The organism is Peptococcus simiae (assembly GCF_046569735.1).
Taxonomy (GTDB): Bacteria; Bacillota; Peptococcia; order Peptococcales; family Peptococcaceae; genus Peptococcus; species Peptococcus simiae_A.
In genome coordinates, this window is the sequence record NZ_JBKICG010000007.1 from 1 (window position 1) to 16,992 (window position 16,992).

Consider the following 16,992-nt stretch of genomic DNA (forward strand, 5'->3'; position numbering starts at 1 on the left):
TGCAGGTTAGGAAGAAAGGGGCTGTGTCGAATGATTTTACTCATTCTGACACAGCCCCTTTTTGCTTAATCCAAGCTTCCATTTTTTAACCGGCTAAAGTAAGATTTGGTTTCTTTAATGACCACACCGGACAGGAGCAGGACCCCAATCAAGTTGGGGATAGCCATAAGGCCGTTTAAGGTATCGGCAATATCCCATACCAGGTGGAGGCCGCCGATGGACCCTAAGAAGACGGCACAAACAAAGATGAGCCGGTAGACCAGGGAGGCCTGGGCTGTAAACCGAGTCTTCCGGAAGAGGTATTCCACAGCCTTATCCCCATAGTAAGACCAGCCGAAAATCGTTGAAACAGCAAAGAGGGTCAGGCCCAGGGTCAGGCCAATGGCCCCAAAGTTGCCGGGCAGGCCATGTTTGAAGGCTGTCAGAGTCAAGGCAGCCCCTTCCAGGTTTGGATCCTGCCAAACGAAGCGGCCAGCGCTATCTATCGTCGTCAAAATAACCAGGGCAGTCATAGAACAAACCACGATGGTGTCAATAAATACTTCAAAAATCCCCCACAGGCCCTGTTCAACCGGTTCCTTGGTAGATGAGGCCGCATGGGCAATCGGAGCAGACCCCAGGCCGGCTTCGTTGGAGAAGACCCCCCGGGCGACCCCATAGCGGATGGCCAAAAGGAGGGTATAGCCTACCCCACCCCCTAAGACAGATTGGGGGGCAAAGGCACAGGTGAAGATCAGCTTAATGGCTTCCGGAATATAGGCAGCATGCAGGACCAGGACAATAAGTGAAAAGGTGATATAAAATAAGGCCATACCCGGTACAATAATTTCCGTTACCCGGGCGATGGAATTGATCCCCCCAATGATAACGATAGCAACGATAACGGCTAAAACAACCCCGGTGATGGTCGGGCTGACCCCAAAGGAGGATTCCACTGCCCCGGCAATGGAATTGGCCTGGGTCATGTTCCCGATCCCAAAAGAGGCAAAGGCTGCAAAGAAGGCAAAGGCCGCCCCCAGCCAAGGAATTTTTAAACCATTGGCGATGTAGTACATGGGCCCGCCGACATACTCGCCCCGCTTGTTCTTTTCACGGAACTTCACAGCCAGGACAATCTCCGAGTACTTGGTCATCATCCCCAAAAGGGCGGACACCCACATCCAAAAGACGGCCCCCGGCCCCCCAAGGGTAATGGCCGTTGCCACGCCGACAATATTCCCTGTGCCGACGGTAGAAGCCAAGGCTGTAGACACGGCCTGAAAGGGGCTAATATTGTGGGCCTCCCGCTCCCGCCCTTTTTTGGAGCCAAAGAGGGAGCCCAGGGTTTTTTTCAGGGCAAAAGCAAAGTGGCGAAACTGGATAAAGCCACCCCGGATTGATAAGTAAAGCCCTGTCCCCAATAAAAGTGTCAACATGATTGGCCCCCATACAAAGGCACCAACTTTACTATTAATTAAGACTAATAATTCCATCTTCCCATCCCCCTAACGCATTATCATTTTCCCCCGACGAGGTATATAAAGAATGTTCGAACAATTCTTTGTTAGGCGTATTCTGACAGATGGAGTCGTCCTTGTCAAGTGGTCTTTTGTCTTTTCATCGTGCTCACCTTCACCTTCACCAGGTCGATTTTTCGGTTTTTTTATTCATTTGATTATTTTAGTTTGATTTTTATACTCTTTTTACAAGTCTATAGGCTTTTAAGGTATAAAACTAGGCGTCTGGATTGACTTTAGCTCATTCATTGGTATTTTTAATTGTATCCATATATACTACTCATTTGTCTTTCATAAAAAGATCTAGTCATAAAAAAACGCCCTCCATCCGGTAGGGCGTTGTAAGTATGTCAGGTTAATTAAAACACTACAGCTTTTAATCTGGCAAAACGATAGGCTAGCGTATTTAAAATGTGCATTGAGTAAAACAACCGCAAACCTCCTTCAAGCTGTCATCGGTACTATTTTTTCAACAAATATATTATAGCACTAAATCATTTAACATTAAAGGCATTTTGATGTATAATTCTATCATTATAATTTTTTATACTTTTAAGCCGATCCTTCTTCTTGTCATAGCCAGTTGACACAGGGTCAAAAACTGTCTACCATATGAAGGACACTTATTTTGAGGAGTGACCTATGACTTTAGCTATTCCAGACCTAGTTGACCGGCTCCTGACCTGGTATGACCAGCATGGCCGCCAGCTCCCCTGGCGGGAAAATCCGGACCCTTATGGCATTTGGGTCTCGGAGATCATGCTCCAGCAAACCCAGGTGGCGACGGTCATTCCATATTATGAGCGCTTTATGCAGGCCCTGCCAAGGGTCGAGAACCTGGCCGCTGTGGACCAGGACCGATTGAATAAACTCTGGCAGGGGCTGGGCTACTATAGCCGGGCCCGCCACCTCAAGGCTGCCGCTGAACAAATGGTCCGGGAGACGGCCGGTGAACTTCCGGACCGGGCAGCGGACCTGGTCAAGCTACCGGGGATTGGCCCCTATACCGCCGGGGCTGTGGCCTCTATCGCCTTCGGGGAACGAACCCCGGCTGTGGATGGGAATGTCATGCGGATCTTGAGCCGGCTCACCGCCGACGAGACCCCGGTTAATACCAGTAAGAGCCGGGCCCACTACACCCCCCTGGCCGACCGGCTAGTGCCGGCCCACCGGCCCGGGGACTTTAACCAGGCCCTGATGGACTTAGGCGCCACCATCTGCATCCCCAAGAGCCCTCGCTGCCCCTCCTGCCCCTGGCAGGAAGGTTGCCTGGCTTATACCCAGGGCCGGACCCAGGACCTGCCCCGGCGGGAAAAAAGGGCCAAACGCAAAATTCATACCTACACGGTCCTTCTTTTACGCTATAATAAGAAGGTGTATGTCCGGCGCCGGCCGGCCAAGGGACTCCTGGCCGGCCTGTGGGAGTTTCCCCGGTTAGAGGGACACTTGTCTGCCCAGGCGGTCCAGGCCCATTTAGATGACCTGGGCTTTGCTCCGGAGGCGCCCGCTTACCTAGGCGCCAGTACCCACCTTTTTACCCATTTAGAATGGCGGATGGAGGCCTTTATGGTCACCTGCCACCGGGCACCAAACCTGGCAGAGGGCCAGTGGGTCAGCCGAGAAGTCTTGAACCAGGACCTCAGCCTGCCCAGTGCCTTTGCACCCTGGCTGGCCCAAGTCAATAAAGATACTGCTTTTTAGGAGGCATCATGAAGACCTTAAAGTCTATTTTTGTCGCGTTCTTATGTGTGCTGGCCGTCTTTGCCGGCCTGGCCATCGCGGCCTATACCTTCCTGCCCAAGGCCCCCAGCGAGGCCCCGGTCGAGGAAGACCCCCTCTCAAGCGATGAAAGCTACAATATTTTACTCTGCGGGACAGACGGCAGCTTAGAAAATGCCGATGTCATGGTCCTGGTGACCTTTGACGCCGCCAAGGGCCAGGTTAAGCTCCTCTCCCTTCCCCGGGATACCATGAGCCGGACCGACCGGGGTATTCCTAAGCTCAATGCAGCCTACAGCCACCACCACCTGGCGGATATTGAGCAGACCAAAAAGGAAATTACCATGCTCACTGGCCTGGCCATTGACCGCTATGTGGTGACCACCTTTGAGGGCTTTGAAGCGGCCATTGACGCCTTAGGCGGTGTACCCATGAAGGTCCCCAATGACTTATACTATTTAGACCCCTACCAGGACCTGGAAATCAATATCAAGGCCGGTGACCAGGTCTTAAACGGGAAGAAGGCTCTAGGCTTTGTCCGTTACCGAGCCGGCTATGCCGGTGGGGACTTATCCCGGATCCAGGCCCAGCAAATCTTCTTCAAGGCCCTGGCCAAGACCCTCATTAACCCTGCCACCCTGCCCAAGCTCCCGGCCCTGGCCAATGTCGTTTCCAAGGACATGGATACAGATATGTCCCTGTCTGAAATGCTCTGGTTCGGCAAGCAGCTCCGGCACATTGACCTGACCGGCGACCAGCTAAAGATGTTCATGCTGCCAGGATCCCCCGATTACATCGATGAGATTTCCTACTACATCCCCTCCCGGGAAGGGATCATCAATATGCTGAACAAGGAGTACCCCAAGGGGACCCCCTGGACCGGGGACGAATTGAGCCTGGTAGACTATGCCTACCAAACCCCGGTCAGCTACGGCTATGGCAGCGACCAGACCCAGGGCCCGCCGGAACTCAATGTCCCCAGCAGTGCCCCGGCAGATGAAGGCGCCTATACAGAGCCCGCCACAGTGCCCCAGGCCTACACTGGGGCCGGCTATACCGCCCCGGCTGCTGCCCAGGCCCAGGCACCGGTTGTAACGAGTTCGCCCTCTGACCAGGTCACAGCTGCAGCAGTTCCTACCGAAGGCGAGGCCTTATCTGGCTAAGCAATCCTATAAAATAAGAAGGGGCTGTGTCAGAATGAGTAAAATCATCCGACACAGCTCCTGGATTGCAGACAAACTTAGCCCTAATTGATTTATAAAATTCTCCTTAGCTATATATTATAAGCTTACATGGATATATCCATAAACAAAGTCCCTCCTCATTTTTTTGAGCTGGGACTTTGTTTGTTAGAGGGGCTATTTTGCAACAGCCCCTTTTACTTTTAATTATTTTCTTCCATGATGACCGGCAGGATCATAGGCCGACGTCGGGTTTTTTCAAAAAGGAATTTCCCCAGGGCATCCCGGAGGCTGCCCTTAATGGATGACCAATCGGTGGTACCTTCGGCCATACACTGGTTCAGGGCCTTGTTGACCCGTTGGCGCGCTTCATTCATCAGCTCATCTGCCTCGCGCACATAGACAAAACCACGCGAAACGATATCCGGTCCAGCGATAATTTTACGGTTTTTGCGGTTAATAGTGGCCACCACAATAAGAATCCCATCCTGGGAGAGCTGCTTGCGGTCACGGAGGACAATATTGCCTACGTCACCGACGCCCAGCCCATCGATGAGGACGCGCCCGGCAGGGACCTTCCCTGTCTGGGCAATCCGGTTTTTATTGGCGGTCACCACCGCGCCAATTTCGGTCACGATAATATTTTTAGACGAAATGCCGACTTCTTCAGCCAGTTTGGCATGGTGTTCCAGCATCCGGAATTCACCGTGGACCGGCATGAAGTACTTGGGCTTGACCAAGTTCAGCATCATTTTTAATTCCTCCCGGCAGGCGTGGCCGGAGGTATGGACATTGGCATCCTTGCCAGAGATGACATCTGCCCCCAGTTTACAGAGCATATCAATGACATTACTGACGAGTTTTTCATTCCCGGGAATGGGATTGGCGGAAAAGAGAACCGTATCACCGGGTTTAATCCGGACTTGCCGGTGCTCGCTATTGGCCATCCGGGACAGGGCTGCCATGGGCTCCCCTTGGCTACCGGTGGTTAGGATCACCAGCTGGTCATCAGGATACCGGCTCATTTCATCCATTTCGATGAGGGTATTGGGGGGTATCTTGAGGTAGCCCAGTTCACTGGAAACGGTGACGTTATTGAGCATGGACCGCCCGGTAATGGCCACCTTCCGCTTATTGGCTGCTGCAACATTCAGGACCTGCTGGACCCGGTGGACATTCGAGGCAAAGGTTGCCAGGATAATCCGCCCCTTGACATGGGGGAAGAGCTTTTCAAAGGTCTCCCCAATGGCTGATTCCGAGGTGGAATAGCCCGGCCGCATGACATTGGTCGAGTCGCTCATCATGACCAGAACCCCCTGGGAACAAACTTCAGCAATCCGCTGGAAGTCTGTTGCCCGGCCGTCGACCGGGGTTTGGTCAAATTTAAAGTCCCCTGTGTGGAAGACAATCCCCAGGGGGGTATGGATGGCCAGGGCCACCGCATCGGGAATAGAGTGGCAGGTGTGGATCATGTCCACCTTGAAGCTGCCGACCTTGAAGGCCTCACCGGGCTTGACAACCACTAACCGTTGCTTGCCCAGGCCCCGGGCCTCTTTTAACTTACGCTCAACCATCCCAATGGTCAACCGGGTCCCATAAACGGGCACCGGTAGGTCGCGCAAGACATAGGGCAGGGCCCCGATATGGTCCTCGTGACCATGGGTCAGGACGATCCCCTTGACCTTGTCCCGGTTGTTGACCAGGTAGCTGATATCCGGAATGACCACGTCTACCCCCAGAAGATCTTCATCTGGGAAGGCCATACCGGAGTCAATTAGGATAATCTCGTCTTTATATTCGATGACGGTCATATTTTTCCCGATTTCTTCTAGTCCGCCCAAGGGAATAATCTGGACGCCATCCTGTTTTTTAGATTTTGAAATAATGAAACCTCCTCTTTATATATTTTGCCGACCGGATTTTCAGCTAGTCATATTATAATCAATTTAGCAAAAGCCTGCAAGCAAAGGGCTTGGCCTGGATAAAAAGTAGACCTAGCCCAGGTAAAATTCGCTTAAAGAATTAAAAACGCTTGATCCGCCCTTCCTTACGGGGATGGGCGGTTGGGGCATCGCCCTTGACATAACCCAGGATGCAGTTGGCGACGGCCCGGTAGTGGGCAGGAATGCCCCACTTTTCCATATAGGCCTTGCCCTCCGGTCCATCAAAAACCTCCATGGCCCGGTTGATCCAGCAGGAGCCTAGGCCCAGGCTATGGGCGGCATTCATCAGGTTGCCCATGACCAGGGACCCGTCCTGGATCCAGTTTTTGTCTTCTCCATCGGCAAAGACGATAATACAGGTCGGGGCGCCATAAAAGGGGCTCCCGCCGGCAGAGGTCATTTCCCGGGCGTTGAGGGCTTCCAAGTCCGCCAAGGTGTCCGGGTCTTGTACGACGACCATCTGGGCCTTCTGGTTATCCCGAGCGGTCGGGGCATAGAGGCCAGCCTCCAGGACCTGCTCCAGGAGGTCTTCCGGCACTTGTCGGTCCAGGTAGGCCCGGATGGACCGGCGGGTCAGCAAATCATTATAGGGTGTTGACAAGTCAATCTCCTCCTCTTTTTAATAATATCCATTGATTATATTTTACCCTTTTGGCCCCTTCATTAAACCTTGATAAACCAATCCGAAGCCCGGCTCCATAAAAAAACGGCCCCTTGAGGAGCCATTCTTTAATTACATATAACTATGCATTCCTGGCAGGAGGAAGGTGACCCCCAACAGGGTAAAGAGGACTACAACAAAGCCAATAATGGCAAATATGGCCGCTTTCGTCCCCTTCCAGCCCCTTGACCGGTAGCCATGGAGGTAAACCGCATAAATCAGCCAAGTGATGAGGGCCCAGGTTTCTTTCGGGTCCCAGCTCCACCAGCTCCCCCAGACTTCTTCTGCCCAGATAGACCCGGTAATGAGCAGGAGGGTTTGGAAGATAAAGCCCATGACAACGGACTTGTAGCCGACCCCATCATAGTGGCAGCCTAAGGCCGGGTCGACCTTGCCCCTAACCAGGTAGAGGATGGCCATGACAAAGGCCACCCCAAAGGCGGCATAAGCGACAATAGAAGTAAACACGTGAGCCGTTAACCAAAAGCTCTTCAGGGCCGGCATAACTGGATCATCGGAATGGGGAATGGTATGGGCCAGGGCTAGGCTGGAAAAGGCCGCTAGGGAGAGGACTAAAGTCACCGCCACGCTGGAAAAAATCCGGCGCAGAGGCAGGTAGGCCAGCCCCATGGCAATAGCCAGGGCCACACAAAATTCATAAAGACCGGTTAAGGGGATCCGGCTCAGAGTAATCCCCCGAGTCACCAGCCCACAAAAGGTTAAGATGGTAAAGGCCATGAGGGCCAGGGAGGCGATTTTTTCAAACCGGTCCGGGTGGGTCCAAAAGCCCACCATGGCACTGAGGACAGCAATGGCCCCAAATGCTGTAGCAATATATAACAATGTATCAGCCATGACGGCCTCCTTTCTTCAGGCGGATATCGTCCAGATAGCGCAAGACCAGGCCGACCAAGGCCAGGATAAAGCTGACGAATACCACCGGGACCCCACAATCATACTTAACCCTGAGGCCCGTATAGGGAACAAATTCATCAAAGGTCACCTGCATATTGCCCAGCATGCTCCGGCCGTTCTTTTGGAGGAGTCGCATATCCATGGGCTGGCCGCCGGCCTGGAGGGCCAGGGCTAAATAGGGGTTTTTAGGGGCCGCTGTCACCGACTGCAGGCTTCTGCTTTCAACATCATAGTTGGGCACAAAAATATGGGCCAGAGATTGGCCTTCGGTCAAGGGGAATTCGTCCCCCTCGCGGAGGGCATAGGCCTCGGTCCCCTCCAGGGTAGTGACCTTCCCCCGGACCTCCCAACCATACCGTTCCTGGTAGATTTTAATAAAGCCCTGCCGGTAGGGGTGGTTAACGGAGATCGTCTTCTTGGTCTTCTCTCCCTTTTTATTGGTAACAGTCAAGTCTGATATATATTGGGAAGCAGACCCGTTATCATACCAGTCAATGTCAAACCGGTCGACTGCAACTGTATAGCCGGCCAGGGCTCCCTCGGTCAGCTTGGCCTTTTCACCGGCCAGGAGGGAGAGATCCTGGTCTGCCCCGGTTGCCAGACTGAGCAAGGCCCCGGCCACCAGGAGGATAATTGACAGGTGGAGGATGGCCGACCCGATGAGCCGACGGCTTTTCCGCCCCCGAAGCCGGGCCCCGGTGCAAACCACCAGGTAGAGGCAGAGCAGGATGCCTAGGGCAATGAACCATTTGCTATGGTAGATGTCTGCAAGCCCCGTCCGGATAAGGAAGTTACCCAAGCCCTGGCCATAATGGAAGGTATAAAATTCTTTACTTTGGTCTTGAGAAATAAAGGTTCCCAGTGCCGCTATAGCACTGAGAACCAGTAAAAAGCCAATGGCGACCTTCATATTTAGAAGGCGATTTAAAAAGGTCTTTTTCATCACTGAGCCTACTTATCTTCTGTATTCTTGCCGGCTTCTTCCGTATCTGCAGAGAGGTCCGGCAGGGTGCCACCGGCTTCCAGGATCGCCTGCTGGGCCAATTTAGTGGCTTCTTGGCAGAGGTCAATCCCCTTGGCCAGGTCGGCATAGGATTGTTGTGGGTTATGGAAACCAAAGCCATTGGTGACCATGACACAATCCATGTAGTACTGGCCTTCCCTGTGGAGCCGTTGGGCCCGGGTGACCTTGTCCTTGTCAACACCGGGGAGGTCTTTGGCAACAGCCAGGGTTTTAATGGTTTCGGTTACAGCCGCCCCGGCCCGGTCTTCCATATTCTTGGTTTGCTTTTGGATGCTCTTGACCCGGCCCAGGAGCCAATCCTTGCTTTCTCTATGGCAGGTCAGGCAGCTTTGATCCATGGTATCCAAGGGGCTGCCTACATTATGGGAGGAAATCTTTTGGTTCCCAATCTTCATATATGGCATATGGCAGTCAGCACAGGAGACACCGGCACTTTCGTGGGTAGAGTTTTTAAAGTACTCATATTCCATATGACGCGGTTTAATGAGGGGAGACCCGCTATCCGGGTGGACCCATTCAGTGAAGTTAATAGAATCGTAATATTTAATCTGTTCTTCCGGTGTCAGTCCTTCTTTCCAGGGGAAGGTAACCTTATTGGTTTCCGGCTGGAAGTAGTAGGTCACGTGACATTGGGCGCAGACCAGGGTCCGTTTTTCTTGCCGGCCGGCATCCTGCACATCAATCCCCCGTGCCTTCATAGCTTCCAGAAAGGGCGGTTGACGGAGGGCCAGTTCAGATGGGTTATCCGTTTCATGGCAGTTATAGCAGCCAACGGTATTTTCCAGTTGGTCATTGATCTTATGGAAGTCCATGGAATAATACTTGTCCCCGTATTTTTCAATCAAGCCGGGGATTTGGCTGGATTTACAGGTGTTACAGGCGGCCTGTTTAGGAGCCCAGCGCTTCTCATCAATTTCCCGGATATCATCTAACATAAAGGCGTGTCCGCGGGGTTCATTAAACTCTACAGCATAGCCGGTACCCTTATACATTAATTTCATATAAGGACGAGAATCAAAGTGAGACGGATTTTCCGTATTTTCAATAGTTTTTTCAAATGATGCGTATTGGGCCGGGTAGTTTGCCTTCCAGGCCTCATTATTTTCCTGCTCTTGAGCAGAAATCGGTTTAATGACAGATTGTTTGAGTTCGGTGTTATGGCCGAAGAACAAGCCGGCACAAACACCTACAACAACTGCCACAACCACTGCTGACAGGGCAACAAGTGCCCCCTTACTTCTCCCTTTCATTATTCCCTACCTCCTTTTGCCATTGCATGGGCCGCTTGAAATGCTGCCAATTCAGCCGGATCTGCTTGACCTGCCTCTGCCTGCTTATCTAGCTCTTCCGCTGCCGGTGCCCCTTGACCAAGGTCCACATATTTTAAGTCTAGGTTGGTCATATTGGGCTTAATGGCGTGTGGTGTGTTCCGGTGACAATCAAAACAAGCCTTTCCGCCGTCAGTCATGGTATCACCGATTTCTTCTAAGATACCCTTGTGACAGCGGACACAGTTTTCTTGGATGACCCGCTTGGCATGACCGGAGGCATGAATTTCATAGGGGTCCTTATTGCGGATAACCCCGACTAGGTCTACAGTACCGGTCCAGGCCTTGTCAAAGGCACCCCGGACTAAATGGTGCGGAACGTGACAATCACCACAGGTGGCATTGAGCCGGTGGGCCGAGTGAACATAGGTCTCAACTTGCGGATCCATAACATGGCAGGAACCGCAGAACTCAGTGCCATCAAGGCCTAAGGCTGGAATCTTAAGGCATAGCATCAATAAAAATACAGCTGCCAGCCCGGCGGTTATCCCTCCCAGAATTTTGAGACGCAAGGATCTTTTCACTGCCGTCACCTCCATACTTAAGCAATATCCTTATACATAAAGGATACCCGTTTGAGTCCTAGCCTGTCAATGATGAACGGGTCATTCATATTTATTCAAAAGTTATATTTATGCCCTACAAGTCTTCTTCATACCATTTATTCACATCTACCACTGAGGGGTGGCCCGGATGAGAAAAAAGATAGGCCACCTGGGCTAAAAAAACCAGGATAAAGACAATGGGGTAGCCAATCCGGCCCGGGTCTCGGCTGAGGATCATGAGGGGGCGGTCAGCTAGAACCTGGACCTTAATAGGGCCGGCTGTCCACCGGGCCCCGGCTGCAGTGGGCCCATGCCAGCTAATCCCTTCCGGGCTGGATAGGACGGCCTTATGGTCACTAAGAGTCAGCTCCCAATCGGCTAGGCTCCCGGTTAAGACCGGCTTGTCTTCCAAGGAAAGGATGGCCTGGCTGCCCAGGCCTAGGTTGGCAGCCTGGGCCAAGAAAAAGACCAGGGCCGCTGCGAGTAAGAGGCCGGTGCTCTTGGCGTGCCACTTGATGGCCACGGCGATGGCCAGCAGAGTCAAAAAGGCCCCAACCAAGCTCACGACCAAAAGAATCGACTGCCAAGGCCCGTCAAGGCTGGCAATTCCGGCCTGGCCGGGCAGGGCCTCTGTATTTAGCCAGCCGACCACTAGGGCCAGACCCAGCCAAAGGATGCCGGTAAAAACCAGGGCCCTGAGCAGGGCTTGGATTGCAGAGTAAACCATCCAAGGTTGGAAGATTTTCCGTCTTTTTCTTTGTTTTTTTGTTCTACCGATCGACATAGGGGCCCTCCTTACTGGCTCTGCATTTGGTTTTATTGGATACAGCTTATACAATAATAAAGGTCTTTTTCTTTTAGGAAGTCAATAAAACGGTCGGTCAACCGGGCCGTTAAGCCCCAGAGGTTATAGCCGCTGTCGGGAATATCATAAAAAGCCACGATCTGGTTCCGCCGCTTCCACTGATAATTGGACCCGCCAGGGAGCCGGGAGGTGGGGAAGTCATCGCTGTAGCTGGCTTGGATTTTGGTCTCATAGTATTTAGGGGGGTTCTGGCAGAGCCAGGCCAGGGGTAGGGCATAAACCTCTTCTACTTCATCTTCATTGGCTTGAATATCAGCCGGGGTCTTCCCGTCAATCAGGCCAACAAAACAGTAAATAATAGCGGTTTCGGTGACGATAAAGTCCATTTCACCGAGGATACGTATATCCGCCCGGTCCAGGCATAATTCTTCCATGGCCTCGCGGACAGCGGCATCAGATGGACATTCACCGGGGTCGATGGCGCCGCCGGGAAAAGACGTTTCACCGGGTTGAGAAATCCGGGCCGACCGGACTTCATAAAGGATGAACCATTCGTCTTCCATCCGGACCAGGGGCAAGAGGACGGCAAAGGCATGCCGTTTGCCCAAGGGCTGGGGGTCATACTTCAGTAAGCCGGTGGTTAAGGCATCGAGAAAGGGTTCCATTTTATCCCTCCTTACCGTAATCATATCACGGATTACCCGGCCCTGCTATAGTTAAGGGCAAATTTTAGCCCGGCTTAGGGCCGCGGTTGGCCCCTAAAGCTAAAAAAAGAAAAAAAAATAAAAGCCCCTGTGGAGGCAAGGGCTTTTACAGCAATGTTGGATCAGCCAACACGTTTGGAGGTGAGAAGGTCACAACCTTCAACAAAGAGGAGTATAGAGGTGTTGAAATTAGGTATCCCTAACTTCTGAATACAGTATACCGTCTTTTCTTTTGGTTGTCAATAGCTAACTTCACTTTTTTTCTATTTATTTGTCAGGCCTCTAAAAAGCTGCCGGGGCCGGGGGATAAACCGGTTCACTGCCCGGCAGTAGGCGGCATAGGCCGGGCCATACCGGTCGGCCAGCCAGCGTTCCTCGGTATATTTTAGGAGAATGGTCCCATAGAGCCAAAAGAAGACCGGTAAAGGGGCCAGGATTGGATTACCGGCCAGGACCAGGAGCCCGGTCAGTAAAAATAAAAAAGCAGCGTAAATGGGGTGACGGCAGTAGGCATAGGTCCCCTCGGTCACCAGCCGGTCGGCCTTGATTTCGACCATAACCTGCTGGAAGATAACAGTCTTGAGCCATAGAGCCAGGCCGGCCAGGATAGCGACCAGGCCAAGGGGGATCAAGACCAGTCCGCCACCCCGCCTGCTCAGGGGGCTGCGGCCATACCGGCGCAGGCCCAGGAGGGTGGCCAGAAGGCAGGGGATGACATAAAAGGGCCCCACCCCTAAGAGACCTAGGGAGTTCCGCCAATCTTTCATAGGGCTTTCCTTCTTTCTGCTTAAAAAAGGTCGGTAAAGATGGCCCGGGGGCCTACCAGGTCTTCGGGCCGGCCAGCATCCAGCCGGTCAAGGCCCCGGGCCAGGTTTTCTTGGTCGTAGTAGACCCGCTCCAGAAAGAGGCCCTCAGCCGGGGCGGTATTGCCCCCCTCCTCCCGCTTGCCACTTGCCAGGGCTCGGGCGAAAGTGCCGGCCGGCTTACGACCGGCAGCCTCATCCAGGGCAGTGCCGACCAGGTTCCGGACCATCTTCCGTAAAAAGCCATCGCCTATCAGGTAAATGGCCCAGTAGTCACCGGCCCGGAAGACGCGGACCCGGTAGAGGGTCCGGTCATAAGTCAAGGTGCTAGCCCCCCGGCCGCAAAAGCCGGCAAAGTAATGGGTGCCCTCTGCCTGGGCCAGCACCTTGGAAAAGACAGCCTCATCCACCGGACGGATTTCATGGGCCAGGTACATATGGCCGATGGCCGGGAGCCGGCGGCCGGTGTAAAGATGGTAGCCGTAGCACTTGCCACAGGCGAGTTTCCGGGCATGAAAACCGGGGGCCGCCTGGACCACCTCGTTAGCAGTGATATCTGCCGGCAGGTAGCGGTTAAAGGCGTAGATTAGGCCCTCGGCACTGATATTACGGGCCGTATCAAAGTGAAAGACCTGACCCTTGGCATGGACACCGGCATCGGTCCGGCCGGCGGCGTGGACAATGATGGGCGCATCCAGGAGCTTGGTCAGCCGGTCTTCCAGGACGCCCTGGACCGTCCGCAGGTCTTTGCCGGCCTGGCGCTGGAAACCGTGAAAGCCTGACCCGTCATAGGCGATGGTGACCTTAAAACGCGCCATAATAAGCCCCCAGCCGGGTCACAATGGCCGCCAGTAAAAAGATAATCCCAAGGGCCAGGGCCAGGTAGTCCAGCCGGGTATAGGCCAATTCCCTCAGCCGGGTTCTCCCCTCCCCCCCATGGTAACACCGGGCCTCCATGGCCAGGGCCAGGTCATAGGCCCGCTGGAGGGCCGACAGGAAGAGGGGAACCAGGATGGGCAGGAGGGCCTTGGCCCGCCGGAGGATACCACCGGATTCAAAGTCCGCCCCCCGAGCGGTCTGGGCCTTCATGATTTTATCGGTTTCTTCCATAAGGGTGGGGATGAAGCGCAGGGCAATGGTCATCATCATGGCCAGCTCATGGGCCGGGACCCCAATCCGTCGGAAGGGCTTGAGCAGGGTTTCAATGGCCTCGGTCAGGGCCATCGGGGTGGTGGTCAGGGTTAGGACACTGGTGATGAGGACCAGGAGGACCAGGCGAGTGCACATGAGGAAGGCCATAAAGAGCCCCTCTTTAGAGATGTGCAGGAAGCGCCAGGACCAGATATAGTCCCCCGGGGTCAGAAAGACCTGCATGAGCCCGGTAAAGACGATGATGAAGAGAAGGGGTTTCAGGGCCTTGAGATAGTAGCGGATGGGCACTTCCGACAGACCCAGGACAGCCAGAGCCCCGACAAAAACCAGGACAAAGCCCGGTGGGGTCTTGACCACAAAGAGGGCAATCATGAAAAAGAGGATACAGACGATCTTGGTCCGGGGATCTAAGCGGTGGAGAATAGAATCCCCCTCGACATACTGACCAATGGTTACATCAAATGCCATCCTACTCCTCCTTTCTCTTAGCTAAGGCCTCTAAAATCGCCTGCCGGGCCCCCTCAACCGTAATAGCATCCGTCGCCACCGGTAGGCCGGCAGCTTCCAGCCGGTGGAGGAGGGCGGTCACCTGGGGAACCCCCAAGCCAATCTCCCGCAGGGCCTCGACATGGCAAAAGACCTCTTTCGGCGGCCCGTCAAAGGCCACCTGGCCCCCATTCATAACGATGATCCGGTCGGCATAGTCGGCCACATCATCCATGGAATGGCTGACCAGGAGGATCCCCATGCCGGCCTCCCGGTGGAGCCGGGCCACATTTTCCAGGACCCGGTCCCGGCCCAGGGGGTCCAGGCCAGCCGTCGGCTCATCCAGGACCAGGTACTTGGGCCGCATGGCCAAGACCCCAGCCAGGGCCACCCGGCGCTTTTGGCCCCCGGACAGGTCAAAGGGGGCCTTGTCGGCAAAATAGTCATAGTCCAGGTCCACCAGGGCCATAGCCTCCCGGACCCGGTCCTGGACTTCGGCTTCGCTAAGGCCCTGGTTTTTAGGGCCAAAGGCAATATCCTTGGCCACGGTTTCTTCAAAAAGCTGGTGTTCTGGATACTGGAAGACCAGGCCTACCCGGCGCTTGACCGCCCGGGCCTGGTCCCCCCTTTCCTGGGAACTGACTCCATCAATAAGGACCTGCCCCATGCTGGGCACCAGGAGGGACCCGACCAGCTGGACCAGGGTCGACTTCCCACTGCCGGTATGGCCAACCAGGCCGGTAAAGCTCCCCTCTTCTATGGTTAAGTTAATATCTTTTAAGGCCCACCGGCCACTGGCATTCTCGCCATACCGGTGGCTGACTTCTTTCAATTCTAAGGGCATAGGGCTTCCACCATTTCTTCCGGGGTTAAAATATCCCGGGCCAGCCAGGGACAGTCATCATAGAGCAGCTGGGCCAGCTCGGTTACAACAGGGACATCCAGGTGGAGGTCCTTTAAGGTCTCAACCTGGCTAAAAATCTCCCGGGGTCGGCCTTCCAGGACAATTTCGCCCCCAGTCATGACCAGGACCCGGTCGGCCGGAACGGCCTCCTCCATGTAGTGGGTGATGTTGACCACGCCAATACCGGCTGCCTTCAGCTCCAGCATGGTGGCCAAAATTTCCTCCCGGCCCCGGGGGTCCAGCATGGCCGTCGGTTCATCAAAGACGATATAATCCGGCTCCATGGCCAGGACCCCGGCAATGGCCACCCGTTGCTTTTGACCCCCGGACAGGTGGTGGGGCTCAGCCTCTTTAAAGTCTGTCATCCGGACCCTGGCCAGGGCCTCATCAATCCGCTTGAGGATTTCTTCTCTAGGCAGGCCCAGGTTTTCCGGGCCAAAGGCCACATCCTCCATGACGGTGGTGGCCACCAGCTGGTTATCCGGATTTTGAAAGACCATACCCACCTTCTGGCGGATGGCCAGGGTCAGGTCCGGGTCTTTTGTATTTAAGCCATCGACAAGGACCTCCCCTTCTGTCGGAAGGAGGAGGGCATTTAAGTGTTTGGCTAGGGTAGACTTCCCACAGCCGTTCCGCCCCAGGACCGCCAGGTATTCCCCGGGCGACACCTGGAGGCTGACACCGGCCAGGGCATCCGGCTGGGCCGGGTCTGCATTGGCATACCGGTGAACCAACTGGCGCACCTCTATCATAATCATTCTCCATTCAGTGATCTGTTCTTGCAGTAATAAACTTGTTCCGTTGGTATTTTACCATAGAAAGGCCCGGCATTAAAGCATCCGGCACACTTCCTGCAGGGCAGGATAAAACCGGTGCTGACAAGGGCCTCGCAATCCGTCCGGCCAAGTATAAACAAAAAGCCGCTCTTAACTGAGCGGCTTTCTATGTAAACGCCTGACACACAGGGTGCCATGCGTATAGGATTAAACCAGTTCGATAATTGCCAGGGGGGCTGCATCGCCGCGGCGGAAACCGGCTTTTAACACGCGGGTATAACCGCCATTACGGTCTTCATAGCCCGGGGCAATTTCTTTAAAGAGCTTCTGGACCACGTCTTCATCGGTTAAATAAGCCATGGCTTGGCGGTAAGCAGCCAAGTCGCCTTTTTTACCGAGGGTAATCATTTTGTCCACCTGACGACGCACTTCTTTAGCCTTAGGCAGGGTGGTTTCAACCCGGCCGTGTTCTAAAACGCTAGTGGTCATATTGCGCAAAATAGCGCGGCGGTGGGATATATCGGATCCGATTTTTCTATGATTCATTCCC

General features: G+C 54.0%; 17 protein-coding genes. 2 read left to right on the forward strand and 15 right to left on the reverse strand.

The window, feature by feature from the left end:
* Positions 1 to 65: 65 nt before the first annotated feature.
* Complete coding sequence (locus ACLGL1_RS03985) at positions 66 to 1,472, reverse strand: alanine/glycine:cation symporter family protein (protein WP_411007501.1); 1,407 nt, start codon at positions 1,470 to 1,472, stop codon at positions 66 to 68.
* A gap of 666 nt (positions 1,473 to 2,138) precedes the next feature.
* Between ACLGL1_RS03985 and mutY the strand changes: the two genes are divergently transcribed.
* A complete protein-coding gene (gene mutY / locus ACLGL1_RS03990; protein ID WP_411007502.1) occupies positions 2,139 to 3,197 on the forward strand; it encodes an A/G-specific adenine glycosylase in 1,059 nt (352 codons plus the stop codon).
* A gap of 8 nt (positions 3,198 to 3,205) precedes the next feature.
* On the forward strand, positions 3,206 to 4,378 hold the full coding sequence (locus ACLGL1_RS03995; protein ID WP_411007503.1) for an LCP family protein: 1,173 nt from the start codon (positions 3,206 to 3,208) through the stop codon (positions 4,376 to 4,378).
* A gap of 221 nt (positions 4,379 to 4,599) precedes the next feature.
* Here ACLGL1_RS03995 and ACLGL1_RS04000 read toward each other — a convergent pair whose 3' ends face one another.
* From ACLGL1_RS04000 to rplQ, 14 genes are all read right to left on the reverse strand, one after another.
* Positions 4,600 to 6,279: a ribonuclease J gene (locus ACLGL1_RS04000; RefSeq protein WP_411007580.1), complete on the reverse strand. Its 1,680-nt coding sequence runs from the start codon at positions 6,277 to 6,279 to the stop codon at positions 4,600 to 4,602.
* Positions 6,280 to 6,418: 139 nt separating this feature from the next.
* Complete coding sequence (locus tag ACLGL1_RS04005; protein ID WP_411007504.1) at positions 6,419 to 6,940, reverse strand: nitroreductase family protein; 522 nt, start codon at positions 6,938 to 6,940, stop codon at positions 6,419 to 6,421.
* 132 nt (positions 6,941 to 7,072) lie between these two features.
* The gene (ccsA, locus tag ACLGL1_RS04010) at positions 7,073 to 7,855 is read right to left on the reverse strand and encodes a cytochrome c biogenesis protein CcsA (protein WP_411007505.1); all 783 of its coding nucleotides are present in this window, start codon (positions 7,853 to 7,855) and stop codon (positions 7,073 to 7,075) included.
* Complete coding sequence (locus tag ACLGL1_RS04015; RefSeq protein ID WP_411007506.1) at positions 7,848 to 8,858, reverse strand: cytochrome c biogenesis protein ResB; 1,011 nt, start codon at positions 8,856 to 8,858, stop codon at positions 7,848 to 7,850. Before ACLGL1_RS04015 ends, ccsA begins: the two co-directional genes overlap by 8 nt.
* A gap of 8 nt (positions 8,859 to 8,866) precedes the next feature.
* Entirely contained in the window at positions 8,867 to 10,189 is a 1,323-nt protein-coding gene (locus ACLGL1_RS04020) for an ammonia-forming cytochrome c nitrite reductase subunit c552 (RefSeq protein ID WP_411007507.1), read from the reverse strand.
* Positions 10,189 to 10,791, reverse strand: a complete 603-nt coding sequence (locus ACLGL1_RS04025; RefSeq protein ID WP_411007508.1) for a NapC/NirT family cytochrome c — start codon at positions 10,789 to 10,791, stop codon at positions 10,189 to 10,191. Before ACLGL1_RS04025 ends, ACLGL1_RS04020 begins: the two co-directional genes overlap by 1 nt.
* A 115-nt stretch (positions 10,792 to 10,906) precedes the next feature.
* Positions 10,907 to 11,596 (reverse strand): hypothetical protein, encoded by a 690-nt coding sequence (locus ACLGL1_RS04030; RefSeq protein WP_411007509.1) that lies wholly within the window; start codon positions 11,594 to 11,596, stop codon positions 10,907 to 10,909.
* Positions 11,597 to 11,628: 32 nt separating this feature from the next.
* Complete coding sequence (locus ACLGL1_RS04035; protein WP_411007510.1) at positions 11,629 to 12,282, reverse strand: NUDIX hydrolase; 654 nt, start codon at positions 12,280 to 12,282, stop codon at positions 11,629 to 11,631.
* 302 nt (positions 12,283 to 12,584) lie between these two features.
* On the reverse strand, positions 12,585 to 13,088 hold the full coding sequence (locus ACLGL1_RS04040) for a methyltransferase family protein (protein WP_411007511.1): 504 nt from the start codon (positions 13,086 to 13,088) through the stop codon (positions 12,585 to 12,587).
* 20 nt (positions 13,089 to 13,108) lie between these two features.
* On the reverse strand, positions 13,109 to 13,942 hold the full coding sequence (gene truA / locus ACLGL1_RS04045) for a tRNA pseudouridine(38-40) synthase TruA (RefSeq protein WP_411007512.1): 834 nt from the start codon (positions 13,940 to 13,942) through the stop codon (positions 13,109 to 13,111).
* Entirely contained in the window at positions 13,929 to 14,744 is an 816-nt protein-coding gene (locus ACLGL1_RS04050) for an energy-coupling factor transporter transmembrane component T family protein (RefSeq protein ID WP_411007513.1), read from the reverse strand. Before ACLGL1_RS04050 ends, truA begins: the two co-directional genes overlap by 14 nt.
* Before the next feature lies 1 nt (position 14,745).
* A complete protein-coding gene (locus tag ACLGL1_RS04055) occupies positions 14,746 to 15,606 on the reverse strand; it encodes an energy-coupling factor transporter ATPase (protein ID WP_411007514.1) in 861 nt (286 codons plus the stop codon).
* Positions 15,597 to 16,424 (reverse strand): energy-coupling factor transporter ATPase, encoded by an 828-nt coding sequence (locus tag ACLGL1_RS04060; protein WP_411007515.1) that lies wholly within the window; start codon positions 16,422 to 16,424, stop codon positions 15,597 to 15,599. Before ACLGL1_RS04060 ends, ACLGL1_RS04055 begins: the two co-directional genes overlap by 10 nt.
* A 225-nt stretch (positions 16,425 to 16,649) precedes the next feature.
* Positions 16,650 to 16,988 carry a 50S ribosomal protein L17 gene (gene rplQ / locus ACLGL1_RS04065; protein WP_411007516.1) on the reverse strand — a complete coding sequence of 113 codons (339 nt, stop codon included), beginning with the start codon at positions 16,986 to 16,988 and terminating at the stop codon, positions 16,650 to 16,652.
* Between the last annotated feature and the right edge of the window lie 4 nt (positions 16,989 to 16,992).